This is a genomic window from Pseudofrankia sp. EUN1h (assembly GCF_001854645.1).
Lineage (GTDB): Bacteria > Actinomycetota > Actinomycetes > Frankiales > Frankiaceae > Pseudofrankia > Pseudofrankia saprophytica.
In genome coordinates this window covers 322,919-336,194 of the sequence record NZ_MBLN01000002.1, presented here as the reverse complement: position 1 = coordinate 336,194, position 13,276 = coordinate 322,919, and the positions used below count along the sequence as shown (strand labels likewise).

Genomic DNA, 13,276 nt, shown 5'->3' with positions numbered 1-13,276 from the left:
CCGACCGCTCCCATGATCAGTGACGTTCCCATGTCAGTGCGCCCCCGCCAGGGCGGCAGGCCCGGTGACGACGCCGCCCGCGGAGTCCTGCGCCGGGGCCGCGGGCCGCGGCTGGGCCGCCGCGGCGAACTCCTCCGGGAAGTGCTTGATGCCGGAGACGATCGGCGAGACCGCACCGTCGGCGAGCGCGCAGAACGCCCGGCCGAAGATGTTGTCGCAGGCGTCGGTCAGCGTGTTGATGTCGCTCGGGTCGCCCTGCCCGCGTTCCATCCGGGACAGGATCTGCACCATCCAGGTGGTGCCCTCACGACACGGCGTGCACTTGCCGCAGGACTCGTGCGCGTAGAACTGGGTGAGCCGGCGGACGACCTTGAGCATGTCCACCGTGTCATCCATGATCATGAGCGCGGCGGTGCCGAGCAGCGAGCCGGCGGCCTGCACGCCGTCGAAGTCCAGCGGGACGTCGAGGTGCTCGGCGGTCAGCATCGGCGTCGACGAGCCTCCGGGCGTCCAGGCCTTGAGCGCGCGGCCGCCGCGGATGCCGCCGGCCATCTCCAGCAGCTCGCGCAGCGTCGTGCCCATCGGGGCCTCGTACTGCCCGGGCCGGGTGACGTGGCCGGACAGGCTGTAGATCTTCGGCCCGGGCGACTTCTCGGTGCCCATCGAGCGGAACCAGTCGACGCCGTTGTTGACGATGAAGGGCACCGACGCGATCGTCTCGACGTTGTTGACGACCGTCGGCGAGTTGTAGAGCCCGTGCGTCGCCGGGAACGGCGGGCGCAGCCGAGGCTGGCCGCGGCGGCCCTCGAGCGAGTCGAGCAGGGCCGTCTCCTCGCCGCAGATGTACGCACCGGCACCGGAGTGGATCACCAGGTCGAGGTCGAAGCCGCTACCCAGGATGTCCTGGCCGAGGTAGCCGGCCCGGTACGCCTCCACGACGGCGTTGCGCAGCCGCCGGGCGGCGTGCACCAGCTCGCCGCGGACGTAGACGAACGCCCGGTTCGCCCGCACCGCGTACGAGGCGACGATGATTCCCTCGATCAGCGAGTGCGGATCGGTCATCATCAGCGGGGCGTCCTTGCAGGTGCCCGGCTCGCCCTCGTCGGCGTTGATGACCAGGTAGTGCGGCTTGCCGTCGCCCTGCGGGATGAAGCTCCACTTCATCCCGGTCGGGAAGCCAGCGCCGCCGCGGCCGCGCAGGCCGGAGTCCTTGACCAGCTTGATGATGTCGTCCGGGCCCATGCCGAACGCGGTGCGCACCGAGTCGTAACCGCCGTGGCGCTCGAACGTGTCGAGCGTCCAGATGCCGGGGACCTTCCAGCGCGCGGTGAGAACCGGGGTGACGGGCATCGTCACGCCCCCTTTGACTTCGTAGCGGCAGGAGCGGCCGATGTCGTGGTCGGGGYGCCCGCGGCCGGGCTGACACCGGACCGGGCGCCGTCCGCGGGCGCCTTGCCCGGCAGCACGTCGCCGACGGGCGCAGGGCCGGCCGGGCCGGTCGGGCCGTCGGCCCGCTCCGTGTGCGCGACCTCGCCGCGCCAGCCGGCCTGCTCGGCGACCGTGAGGCCCACCACCGACGGCTCGAGGAAGCCTGTGCCCGCGACGCCCTCTGGTCGTGGGTCCTCGAAGCCGGCGAGCTGGCGGGAGACCTCGGCGAACGTGCACAGCGGGCCACCGCGCGTGGGCACGGGCCGCTCGCCGCGCGCCAGGGCCTCGACGATGCCCTCGGCCGCCTCCTCGTCGACGCCGTCGTAGAACTCGTAGTTGACGGTCATCACGGGGGCGTAGTCGCAGGCCGCGAGGCATTCGGCGTGCTCGAGGGTGACCCGGCCGTCGGCGGTCGTCTGGTCATGGCCGACGCCGAGCTTCTCCGAGAGCCGGTCGTAGACCTCCTGGCCGCCCATCAGCGCGCAGGACAGGTTCGTGCAGACCGAGACCAGCCAGTCGCCGACCGGGCGGCGCTTGTACATCGTGTAGAACGTCGCGACCGCGCTGACCTCGGCCGCCGTGAGCCCGAGCTCGCTCGCGCAGAGCTCGACCCCCTCGGCGGTCACGTAGCCCTCGTCCGCCTGGACCAGGTGCAGCATCGGCAGCAGCGCCGAACGCTGCCGGCCGACGGGGTAGCGGGCGACAATCTCCCGGGCGGCGGCCCGGGTCTCGTCCGTCAGTGGCATCAGCGATCAACTCCCCCGAGCACCGGGTCGACCGAGGCGACCGCGACGATCACGTCGCCGACCTGTCCGCCCTCGGTCATCGCGGGCACAGCCTGCAGGTTGACGAAGCTTGGGTCGCGCACGTGCACGCGGAACGGCTTGGTCCCACCGTCGCTGACCACATGCACGCCGAGCTCGCCGCGCGGGCCCTCGATGGCCGTGTAGACCTGGCCTGGCGGCACCCGGAAGCCCTCGGTGACCAGCTTGAAGTGGTGGATCAGGGCCTCCATCGAGGTKCCCATGATCTTGCGGATGTGGTCGAGCGAGTTGCCCATGCCGTCGCTTCCGATCGACAGCTGCGCCGGCCAGGCGATCTTCTTGTCCGCGACCATCACCGGGCCGGGGCCAAGCCGGCCGAGCCGGTCCAGGCACTGCTCGATGATCTTCAGGGACTCGCCCATCTCCTCCAGCCGCACCAGGTAGCGCGCGAAGGAGTCGGCCTCGGTGGCCGTCGGGACGTCGAACTCGTACGTCTCGTAGCCGCAGTACGGCATGGTCTTGCGCAGGTCCCAGGGCAGGCCGGCGGACCGCAGGATCGGGCCGGTGATGCCGAGGGCGAGGCAGGACGACGCGTCCAGGTAGTTGACGTCGATCAGCCGGTTCTTCCAGATCGGCTGGCCGGTCAGCAGCCGGTGGTACTCCTTGATCCGCTTCGGCATGTCGACGAGGAACTCGCGGATCCCGCGCTCGGCGCCGTCCGGGAGGTCCTGGGCGAGGCCGCCGGGCCGGATGTAGGCGTGGTTCATCCGCAGGCCGGTGATCATCTCGAGCAGGTCGAGGATCTTCTCGCGCTCACGGAAACCGACGATCATCGCGGTGGTGGCGCCGAGCTCCATGCCGGAGGTGGCCAGGCCGACCAGGTGCGAGGAGATGCGCTGCAGCTCCATCACCAGGACGCGGATGACGGTCGCGCGCTCCGGCACCTGGTCGGTGATGCCGAGCAGCCGCTCCACGGACAGGCAGTAGGCCGTCTCGGTGAACAACGGGGAGAGGTAGTCCGCCCTGGTCAGGAAGGTGACCGCCTGCGTCCAGGTGCGGTACTCGCTGCTCTTCTCGATGCCGGTGTGCAGGTAGCCGATGACCAGCCTGGTCTGGCGGACCGTCTCGCCCTCGATGTCGAGGACCAGCCGCAGGACGCCGTGCGTCGACGGGTGCTGCGGGCCCATGTTGATGACGATCCGCTCGGCGCCCTCCTCGCCGGCGCCGAGCACCTGCTCCCAGTCCCCGCCGGTGACGGTGTAGACCCGGTTGGCGCCGTCCTCGGTGAAGCCAGCCTCGTAGGGGTTCGCCCCGGGCGTGGTGTGCGTGTCGGCGGTCATGACGCACCTTCGTTCAAAAACTGGGCGTTCAAAAACTGGGTCACGAGTAGCTCCGACGCTTCTCGGGCGGGGGCACCTGGGCGCCCTTGTAGTCCACCGGGATGCCGCCGAGCGGGTAGTCCTTGCGCTGCGGGTGGCCCACCCAGTCGTCCGGCATCATGATCCGGGTCAGCGCGTGGTGACCCTCGTAGATGATCCCGAAGAAGTCGTAGGTCTCCCGCTCGTGCCAGTCCGCCGTCGGCCACAGCGAGGTGAGGCTCGGCATCACCGGGTCCTCGACGGACACGGACACCTCCACCCGGATCCGGCGCCGGTAGGTCAGCGACGCCAGGTGGACGACGGAGTGCAGCCGCCGCCCGGTCGGGTCGTCCAGGTAGTCCGCGCCGGACAGGGAGGACAGCAGCTCGAAGCGCAGCGCCGGGTCGTCGCGCAGGGTGCGCCCGACGGCGAGCAGGTGCTCGCGGCGCACGTACAGCGTCAGCTCGCCCCGGTCGAACACGACCCGCTCGATCGCCTCGTCGAGGCCGGGGAACGCCCGCTCCAGCGCGTCGTAGACCGTGTCCGCCTCGTCGTCGCCGAACGGCCGCTCGCTGGACCCCAGCACCGGCGCCGGGGCGACGAGGCCACCGAAGCCTGAGGTGTCGCCCGTACCCTTCGCGCCGAACGCGTCGTGGCGGCGGCCGCCCGCGGCCGCCGATCCGTTCGGTACCAGTTCGCTCATCAGCCCAGGTCCTCGGTGGTCGGTCCGCCGTCCCGCCCGTGTACGTCGTCGGTCGGCTCGACGTCGAACAGCTCGTCGAGCCTGCCGGTGGTCGCCGGCTGCCCGACGACCGGGAGCTGCTTGCGCCGGCCGAAGACCGACGGCGGCGCGACCGCGGCCGGGCGGCGCGCGTCCAGGGCCGCGGGCTCGACGGCGCCACGGCCGACCGGCAGCGGGGCGTCGGCGGGCATCTTGAAGCGCTTGCGGTCGTTGACCGACAGCGTCCGGGTGTCGAGGCTGCCCGCCGGCAGCGCCGACTGGGCGGTGGCGACCTCGATCGGCTTCGGGTAGGGCGACTCGCCGATCTCGGTGCGGTCGAGCTTCCCGGACACCGGGCCGGTCTGGATCTTCCGGTGCAGCTTCATGATCGCGTCCATCAGCATCTCGGGACGCGGCGGGCAGCCGGGCAGGTACATGTCGACCGGGACGATGTGGTCGACGCCCTGCACGATCGCGTAGTTGTTGAACATGCCGCCGCTGGAGGCGCAGACGCCCATGGCGAGCACCCACTTGGGCTCGGCCATCTGGTCGTAGATCTGGCGCAGCACCGGGGCCATCTTCTGGCTGACCCGGCCGGCCACGATCATCAGATCGGCCTGGCGGGGGCTGGCCCGGAAGACCTCCATGCCGAAGCGGGCGAGGTCATACCGCGCCGCGCCGGTCCCCATCATCTCGATGGCGCAACAGGCGAGGCCGAACGTCACCGGCCACAGCGACGACTTGCGACCCAGGCCCGCTAGCTTCTCGACGCTGGCGAGAAGCACGCCTCCGGGCAGCTTCTCCTCTAGTCCCATTCCAGGCCTCCCCGCCGCCAGACGTACGCGTAGGCGACGAACACCGTAGCCACGAACAGCACCATCTCGACCAGGCCGAACACGCCGAGCCCGCCGAAGGCGACCGCCCACGGGTACAAGAAGATGATCTCGATGTCGAACACGATGAAGAGCATCGCGATGAGATAGAACTTCACCGGGAAACGGCGCGGGCCGGCCTCCTGCGGTGCCGGCTCGATGCCGCACTCATAGGCGTCGAGCTTGGCCCGGTTGAACCGCTTCGGCCCGACCAACATGCTGATCACGATCGACCCGGCCGCGAACGCCGTGGCGATCGCGATCAGGACGAGGATCGGCACGTAGTTGGAGAGCATGCCGAGCTCCTCTCCCCAGAGAAAATGTGGCCGGCGGTGCGCCGGGCTTCCTGCCCGCCTCCGGCCGGTCAGGACCGCTTCCCCCGGAGGCCTGTCTTGGTGGTGCCGTCCCGCCGGTCGCGGCGGCGATTCCTCGCCATCCGCGGCTGGTGAGCTTTCTCGCTTTCTACACGCACGCCCAGGGGCCCTACGCGCTCGGTGCCAGCCGGCACAGCGCGTTGATCACCCGGTCGTGCGCATCACCTCCCCGTGGGTCGGTGAGATTCGCCATGATCTTCAACATGAACTTCATCAGCACCGGGTGCGGCAGCCCGTACTTCGTGGCCAGCCGCATCACGGTCGGGTTGCCGATGAGGTTCACGAAGACCCGCCCGAGCGTGTAGTAACCGCCGTAGCGGGCCCGCACCGCCTCGGGGTACTGGTGCAGCGCTTTCTCCCGGGCGGCGTCGCTCGTCCTGGCCAACGCCTGCGCGATCACCTCGGCGGCCAGCTCACCCGACTCCATCGCGTACGCGATGCCCTCGCCGTTGAAGGGGTTGACCATCCCGGCCGCGTCACCGACGAGGAGCACGCCGTCGGCGTAGTGCGGAGTCCGGTTGAAGCCCATCGGCAACGCGCTGCCACGAACCGGGCCGGTCGCGTTGTCCTCGGTGTAGCCCCACTCCGGCGGCAACGCGGCCAGCCAGCGGCGCAGCAGGTCGCGGTAGTCGGTGTTGCCGAAGGCCGGGGTGGTGTTCAGGATGCCGAGGCCGACGTTACTCGTCCCGTCGCCCATGCCGAAGATCCAGCCGTACCCAGGCAGCAGCCGGCTCGCGTTCGGCCTGCCCTCCCAGAGCTCCAGGTGGGACTCGAGGTAGTCGTCGTGGGTGCGCGGGCTGCGGTAGTAGCGGCGCACCGCGACGCCCAGCGGCCGGTCGTCCCGGCGGCGGATGTCCAGCGACAGCGCGAGTCGCGCGCTGTTGCCGTCGGCGGCGATGACGACCGGGGCGCGGTAGGTGACCGGCTCGCGGTCGGTGCCCGCGCGGGCCGTGACGCCGACCACCCGGCCGGTCCGCTCGTCGCGAACGGCGCCGGCGACCGTGGTGCCCTCATGCAGCCGGGCGCCGGCCTTCTCGGCAGTGCGGGCCAGCAGCTCGTCGAAGTCGGAGCGCGGCCGGACCAGGCCGTAGTCGGGGAAGCTCGCGAGCTCCGGCCACGGAAGCTCCAGGCGCAGGCCGCCGCCGACGATGCGCAGGCCCTTGTTGCGCGCCCAGCCGGAGTCCGCCGAGGCGGCGTCGCCCTTGGTCCCAGCGTTGATGCCCATCCGCACCAGGCTCGCGACCGCCCGCGGCGTGAGCCCGTCGCCGCAGACCTTGTCCCGCGGGAAGGACGCCTTCTCCAGGAGCAGCACGTCCAGGCCGGTGTTCGCCAGGTGGTAGGCGGCCGCAGAGCCCGCGGGGCCGGCGCCGACGACGATCACGTCGGCATCGGCGCCGGCGCGTGCCACGCCATCCGACCGCTTTGTGATCTCCGTCACCCGATTCTCCCCACCGGCAACCGACGACCCAACCGGTTCCACACCTGATCCGCCTTTCCCGGAGATCCGTTGTTCCGCCGCGGATCCCGGGTCGGAGCGATGCGTACTCGGCCGTTCACCGGCTGTTGATCGCACGTTCCTCGCTGCGCTCGTGAATTTCTTCACGAGCGTCCTGCCACGGCCGAGTGTAGGCGCTCACACCGCCATTGGCATCAACCAGGATGGGGCGGGCGTGGGGGCAGTCGTCGAGCGCCTGCCCCCACGCCCGCCCGTCGGGCGCAAAGCGCCTTCCCAAGGTGGTTTCGGGCGCGGGCAGGCGCCGGTGGCTCGGCCGTTTTCGCCCCCACGAGGCGACTGAGCTGGGGCGGCTGCGACGGCGCCGTCACCGAAGTGGGGCGAGCCCGCCTCCCGTTTCGAGATTCACGTCACACCGTTACGGCGGGCATCCGGCTCAGGACGAGCCGGCGCTGTCCCGGTCGCCGTGGTGGAGGGCGACGATGCCGGCCGTGAGGTTCCGCCAGCCGACGTGCCGCCAGCCGGCGGACTTCAGGGCGTCGGCGAGGTCAGGCTGGGCTGGCCAGGCACGGATCGACTCGGCCAGGTAGACGTACGAGTCGGCGCTGCTGCTGACGCGGCGGGCCACCGCGGGCAACGCGCGCATCAGGTACTCCAGGTAGACCCGCCGCATCGGCCCCCACGTCGGCCGGCTGAACTCGCAGACGACCAGCCGGCCGCCCGGGCGGGTGACCCGGCGCAGCTCGGCCAGGCAGGTCGGCACGTCGGCGACGTTGCGCAGACCGAACGAGATCGTCACCCGGTCGAAGGCCTCGTCGGGGAAGGGCAGCGCGAGCCCGTCACCCGCGACCAGCCGGACGGTCCCCGACGCGGGTGGCCGGCGGGTGAGCCGGGCCTGGCCGGCGCGCAGCATCCCGACGGAGAAGTCACAGGCGATCACGTCCGTGCCGGCGGCGGCGAACGCGCGCGACGAGGTCGCCGTGCCGGCGGCGAGGTCGAGCACCCGCTGCCCCGGTTCGAGGCGCAGCGCCTTCGCGGTCGCCCGCCGCCAGCCGCGGTCCATGCCGGCCGACAGCACCGCGTTGGTCACGTCGTAGCGGCGCGCCACCTGGTCGAACATCGCGGCGACCTCGTCCGGCCGCTTGTCCAGGCCGGCGCGCTTCCCCCGACCGGCCTCCGTCCTAGGCACGGGCTCTGCCGCCACCACCGCGGGTCAGCTCGCCTGGACGAGCGGGAGGGCGGTGGACGAGAAGTGCGAGGCGACGCGCTCGTCGACCGGGTCCTCGGCCGGGTCGCGGTGGACGACCAGGTGGTTGTAGAGGGTGTCGCGCTGGGCGGGGATCCGGTCGGCCGCGCGGATCAGCTGGATCAGCTCGGACCGGTTGGTGCGGTGCCGCGCGCCGGCGGAGGAGACGACGTTCTCCTCCAGCATCACCGAGCCCAGGTCGTCGGCGCCCATGTGCAGCGTGAGCTGGCCGACCTCCTTACCGGTGGTGAGCCACGAACCCTGCAGATGCGCGACGTTGTCGAAGAACAGCCGAGCGACCGCGACCAGACGCAGGTACTCGAACGTCGTGGCCTGGGTGCGGCCGCGCAGGTGGTTGTTCTCCGGCTGGTAGGTCCACGGGATGAACGAGCGGAAGCCACCGGTGCGGTCCTGGACATCGCGGATCATCCGCAGGTGCTCGATGCGCTCGGCGTTGGTCTCGCCCGTGCCCATCATGAACGTCGCGGTCGACTCCAGGCCCAGGCCGTGCGCGGTCTCCATGACCGACAGCCAGACGTGGCCGGGCTCCTTGAGCGGAGCGATCGCGGCCCGCGGACGTTCGGTGAGGATCTCGGCGCCCGCGCCGGCGAAGCTGTCCAGGCCCGCGTCACGCAGCCGGACGATGACCTGCTCGTGCGTCAGCCCGGACGTGCGGCCGATGTGCACGACCTCGCTCGCGCCGAGCGAGTGCAGCGCCAACTGGGGATAGGCGGCCTTGATCGCGGAGAAGGCGTTCTCGTACCACTCGATGCCGAATTCGGGGTGGTGGCCACCCTGCAGCATGATCTGGGTGGCACCCAGCTCGACCGCTTCGCCACACTTGGCGACGATGTCGTCGAGGTCGCGGACCCAGCCCTCGGGGTGCTTCGGCGCTCGGTAGAAGGCGCAGAACTTGCAGGCGGTCACACAGACATTGGTGTAGTTGATGTTGCGGTCGATGATGTAGGTCGCGATGCCGTCCGGGAAGCGGCGCCGGCGCACGGCGTCCGCGGCCTGCCCGAGCTCGTGCAGCGGCGCCTGCAGGTAGAGCAGCAGCGCCTCTTCGGGCGTGATCCGGCCGCCATCGGCGGCCCGGGCCAGCATGGATCGGATCTCGCTCACCGCCCAGATGCTATCTTCCCGACCCTCGACGCCGGCTTCGTCCGCAAAGGCACGGCGGCCCAGTGGGATCGACCGCACACATCGGTTGCACAGATCGACCGCACGGGTCGAAGGCTCCCGTTCCGCCCCGGCACAGCCGTGCGCCGGGGCGGAGGGGCGGATCCGGGGTCAGTAGCGAGGGCCACCACGATCAGACGAGGACGAGCCGAAGCCGCGGAGCTTGTCCTTGAAGTGCGTGATCTTTGCCTTGTTTTCCGGCTTGGTCGCCTGCGACTTGACCTTGTTGATCATCTCCTGGGTCTTCGGGTTGTGCAGCATCTCCGAGACCCGCTGCGTGAAGTTCGCCATGACGGGGTTGTACCTGCCAAGCGCCTTCATCATGCGCCCAGAACACTTTCTGTCTGGACTGTCGTTACCCAGCGTAGGTAATGGTCAGGGCGTCCCGCCCGGCGAAGCACCGCTAGTGCCGCCAGCGCCCGATTTGTCCTCGAACCGGTCACGCACCTGCCCAGGCAGCTGGTTCATCTGGCCAGGGAGCTGATCGCCGATGTTGGTCGCCTTGCCGCGCCACTCGTCGATCTGCTGCTCCACTCGGTGTACGGCACGGTCCCAGAGCGCCTGGCGCTGCTTGTCGATCGCGCTCGCGATCTGGTCGGCCGCCGAGAGCAGGAGCAAGACGATGATCACGAAGATGATCGTCTTCTTGAACGGGATCCGGAGGCGGAAACCGCGACGGCGGCGAGCGGGGCGCTCGCGACGCGGCGTCGGCGCGGGAGCGGGCGCGGGCGGCGGCGCGGGCGGAGCCGGACGGGCCGGCGCGGGCGGAGCCTGCTGGTACGGCGGCCGGTAGGGCGCCGGCTCGCGGGCGGCCGGCCGCCTGGCCGGCGCGGCGGGGGCGGGCGCGGGAGCCTGCGGCTCCTCGTAACGGATGTAGCCACCGCCGCGGGGCCGGCGGCCGGCATCGCGACCCGCCCGGTCCACCGCGCCGCCCGCACCCGCGCCAGCCACGTAGCCGGCGCCACCCTGGCGGCCACCGGCGCGCGGGTCGGCGGGCTGGCCGTGGCGTCCGTCACCGGCGTAGCCGGCGGGTTGGCGGGGGGTGGCCTGCCCACCCTGGTAAGCCCCGTCGCCGTAGGCGGCGGCGCCGTACCCGGCCGCCGCGCCCGGCCGTTCCCGGGCGCCCGGCCGGCCCGCGGCGCCACCGCCGTGGCGCGCGGGCGCCTCCGTCGGGCCGCCGATCCGGGTCGGGTCGAGCCCGGCGGCGCTCTGCTCGACGCCCGGCCACGTGCCGCCGAGCACCCGGGTCGCGGCCGCCCGGACGTTGCCCCGCCCGGTCTCACCCAGCAGCGTCAGCAGGATCTGGTCCGCCGACGGGCGCAGCCGCGGGTCGCGGCCCAGCGTCGCGGCGACGACGGCGCGCAGCTCGGACGGGAGGCCGGAGAGGTCGGGTTTGCCGACGAGCACCCGTTCGGAGATCTCGTAGAAGGTGCCCTCGCCGTACGGGTGCACGCCCGTCGCGGCGTAGCCGATCAGTAGGCCCCAGGCGAAGATGTCGGTGGCGGGCCCGACCGGGCTGCCCTCCATCTGCTCGGGGGCCATCCAGCCGAGCGACCCGAGCACGATGCCGGAACGGGTCCGGTTCGCGACGGCGTCCAGCGCGCGGGCGATCCCGAAGTCGATCACCCGGGGGCCCGAGTAGGACAGCATGACGTTGCTGGGCTTGAGGTCGCGGTGCACGATCCCGGCGCCGTGGATCGCGGTCAGCGCGCTCGCCACGCCGATGGCGACGCCCTGCAGCGTGGACGTACCCAGCGGGCCGGACTCCTCGACGACGGTGTCCAGCCGCTTGCCGTCGATGTACTCGGTGACGAGGTACGGCTGCCGGGCGTCCGGGTCGGCGTCGAGGACCTCGGCGGTGCAGAAGGGCGCGACCCGCCGGGCGGCCGTCACCTCGTCGCCGAATCGGGCCCGGAACTCGGGGTCGTTGGCCAGCTCGCCGCGGATCACCTTGATCGCGACCCGTCGGCCATTGGAGTTCCGGCCGAGGTAGACGGCGCCCATCCCACCGGCGCCGAGCCGGCTCAGCAGCTCGTACCGGCCGATCATGCGCGGGTCGGACGAGCGCAGCGGCTCACCGGGAACCGGCGGCCCCGCGGCCCGCTCCGTCCAGACCGATCGCTCCGACACTGGCACCCCGCTCGTCGACCTCATTCTATCGTCCACGATCGTCCGCACATCCGGACCATGATCCGGATCGCATGGCGCTCGACTCCCTGGCGGCCTGAAGCTTCCGAAGGCTCCCGAAGACCACTGGACCAGGCCACTGAACCCGTCTCCTGAGCTGGTCTCCTGAGTCCGTCTTCTGAGGACGGTGATCCTGGACCTCTGGCCTTGTACTGGCCGACGGTAACCCGCCGGCCAGCGCCCGCCGGCAACTTGTCTAAGTTCTGACCTTTCCAGCGCAAAAGGCGCGACGGTCGTCACAGTCCACCGGCCACCGCCGACCACCGCGGGCGCTACCGCCCACGTCCGGCGGTCAGCGCGACGCGAGCCGGCCGACTCTCCGACAAGCCGGATCAGGGCACGTGACCCGGGCGTCGGGCAGTATGAGGGCCCAGGAGTACTCCAGTGGCATCGAACCGGAGCCTGGGCGGCCCGAGCGGAAGGACTCCGCCGGGCCGGGGCGTTGTCCTATTAGATCCTTGGGGCAACGGCCGCCGGGCGTGCATAGGAAGATCACTTCCGCACGCCCTTGGCCCTCTGGCACGGTCGGGCCATCGGTGGTCCGGGCCCAGCCGGGCCCGGAGCGATCCCCAGGGCCGGAGCCCGGCTGCCAGCGGATGGAGATACGGCATGGGTGACACGTCCGTCGACCAGTCGGTCGACATGCTCATCGTCGGCGCCGGCCCGGCCGGGCTGTTCGGCGCTTACTACGCGGGCTTCCGCGGCATGTCGGTCGCGCTGATGGACTCACTTCCCGAGCCCGGCGGCCAGGTGACCGCCATGTACCCAGAGAAGGTCATCTACGACGTCGCAGGCTTTCCCGCCATTCGTGGGCGTGAGCTGGTTAACGCCCTGGTGGAGCAGGTAGCGCCGTTCAACCCCACCTACCTGCTCGGCCACCAGGCCGCCGAGATCGACCACCAGCCGGATGGCGTGCTGGTGACCAGCGCACAGGGCCTGCGGGTGCATGCCAAGGTCATCGTCATCACCGGCGGCCTCGGCACCTTCACCCCGCGCCCGCTGCCGACGGGCACCGAGCACCTGGGCCGGGGTCTGGTGTACTTCGTGCCTCGCCTGGACGACTACCGCGACCTCGACGTCGTGGTCGTCGGCGGCGGCGACAGCGCCTTCGACTGGGCGCTGGCACTCGAGCCGCTGGCGAAGTCGGTCACCATCGTGCACCGCCGGGACAAGTTCCGCGCCCACCAGCACACCGTCGACCGCGTGAACGCGTCCTCCTGCGAGGTGCTCACCTTCACCGAGGTCGCCAGCATCACCGGCGACGATCGGATCGAGAAGGTCGAGCTGGTGCACAGCAAGTCCGGCGAGCGTCAGGTCCGCGAGGCCCAGGCCGTCGTCGCGGCCCTCGGCTTCACCGCCGACCTCGGCCCGCTCACCCGCTGGGGCCTCAACATCGACAAGCGGCACATCGTGGTGGACACGACGATGTACACCGGCGTCGAGCGCATCTTCGCCGCGGGCGACATCACCGAGTACCCCGGCAAGGTCCGCCTGATCGCCACCGGCTTCGGCGAGGTCGCGACCGCCGTCAACAACGCGGCCCCGGTCATCGACCCGTCCCTCAAGGTCTTCCCCGGCCACAGCTCCGACGACGGCACCCCCGCCGCCTGAGGCCCCGCGCGGCGGTTGATCGCCACCGGGACCACGCCCGCCCACCAGACGGTGGCGAGTGCGCTTGATCGCCATATCTGTAT

The 13,276-nt window shown here is 71.3% G+C and carries 12 protein-coding genes; 1 reads left to right on the top strand and 11 read right to left on the bottom strand.

The genetic code is table 11. The features are described from left to right. Positions 1 to 33 precede the first annotated feature (33 nt). From nuoF to BCD49_RS02050, 11 genes are all read right to left on the bottom strand, one after another. Positions 34 to 1,350: an NADH-quinone oxidoreductase subunit NuoF gene (gene nuoF / locus BCD49_RS02100; protein WP_007519866.1), complete on the bottom strand. Its 1,317-nt coding sequence runs from the start codon at positions 1,348 to 1,350 to the stop codon at positions 34 to 36. Positions 1,351 to 1,352: 2 nt separating this feature from the next. Continuing rightward, positions 1,353 to 2,174 (bottom strand): NADH-quinone oxidoreductase subunit NuoE, encoded by an 822-nt coding sequence (gene nuoE / locus BCD49_RS02095; RefSeq protein ID WP_071041044.1) that lies wholly within the window; start codon positions 2,172 to 2,174, stop codon positions 1,353 to 1,355. Further along, positions 2,174 to 3,532, bottom strand: coding sequence for an NADH-quinone oxidoreductase subunit D (locus BCD49_RS02090; RefSeq protein ID WP_007519868.1), 1,359 nt, complete (start codon positions 3,530 to 3,532; stop codon positions 2,174 to 2,176). The genes nuoE and BCD49_RS02090 overlap by 1 nt, the downstream gene beginning before the upstream one ends. 40 nt (positions 3,533 to 3,572) lie before the next feature. Then, a complete protein-coding gene (locus BCD49_RS02085; RefSeq protein WP_007519869.1) occupies positions 3,573 to 4,253 on the bottom strand; it encodes an NADH-quinone oxidoreductase subunit C in 681 nt (226 codons plus the stop codon). Then, entirely contained in the window at positions 4,253 to 5,086 is an 834-nt protein-coding gene (locus BCD49_RS46295) for a NuoB/complex I 20 kDa subunit family protein (protein ID WP_007519870.1), read from the bottom strand. The genes BCD49_RS02085 and BCD49_RS46295 overlap by 1 nt, the downstream gene beginning before the upstream one ends. Beyond that, positions 5,077 to 5,439 (bottom strand): NADH-quinone oxidoreductase subunit A, encoded by a 363-nt coding sequence (locus tag BCD49_RS02075; protein ID WP_007519871.1) that lies wholly within the window; start codon positions 5,437 to 5,439, stop codon positions 5,077 to 5,079. Before BCD49_RS02075 ends, BCD49_RS46295 begins: the two co-directional genes overlap by 10 nt. 187 nt (positions 5,440 to 5,626) lie before the next feature. Continuing rightward, entirely contained in the window at positions 5,627 to 6,955 is a 1,329-nt protein-coding gene (locus BCD49_RS02070) for a geranylgeranyl reductase family protein (protein ID WP_007519872.1), read from the bottom strand. A gap of 451 nt (positions 6,956 to 7,406) precedes the next feature. Then, complete coding sequence (locus BCD49_RS02065; protein ID WP_027140167.1) at positions 7,407 to 8,159, bottom strand: demethylmenaquinone methyltransferase; 753 nt, start codon at positions 8,157 to 8,159, stop codon at positions 7,407 to 7,409. A 24-nt stretch (positions 8,160 to 8,183) separates the two neighbouring features. Beyond that, positions 8,184 to 9,320, bottom strand: coding sequence for a cyclic dehypoxanthinyl futalosine synthase (mqnC, locus tag BCD49_RS02060; protein WP_007519874.1), 1,137 nt, complete (start codon positions 9,318 to 9,320; stop codon positions 8,184 to 8,186). 186 nt (positions 9,321 to 9,506) lie between these two features. Next, positions 9,507 to 9,719: a hypothetical protein gene (locus tag BCD49_RS02055; protein WP_007519876.1), complete on the bottom strand. Its 213-nt coding sequence runs from the start codon at positions 9,717 to 9,719 to the stop codon at positions 9,507 to 9,509. A 51-nt stretch (positions 9,720 to 9,770) separates the two neighbouring features. After that, on the bottom strand, positions 9,771 to 11,525 hold the full coding sequence (locus BCD49_RS02050; protein WP_442960457.1) for a serine/threonine-protein kinase: 1,755 nt from the start codon (positions 11,523 to 11,525) through the stop codon (positions 9,771 to 9,773). A 666-nt stretch (positions 11,526 to 12,191) separates the two neighbouring features. On the opposite strand from BCD49_RS02050, the gene BCD49_RS02045 reads away from it, so the two are divergent. Beyond that, positions 12,192 to 13,193 carry an NAD(P)/FAD-dependent oxidoreductase gene (locus BCD49_RS02045; RefSeq protein ID WP_007519687.1) on the top strand — a complete coding sequence of 334 codons (1,002 nt, stop codon included), beginning with the start codon at positions 12,192 to 12,194 and terminating at the stop codon, positions 13,191 to 13,193. Positions 13,194 to 13,276: the final 83 nt, after the last annotated feature.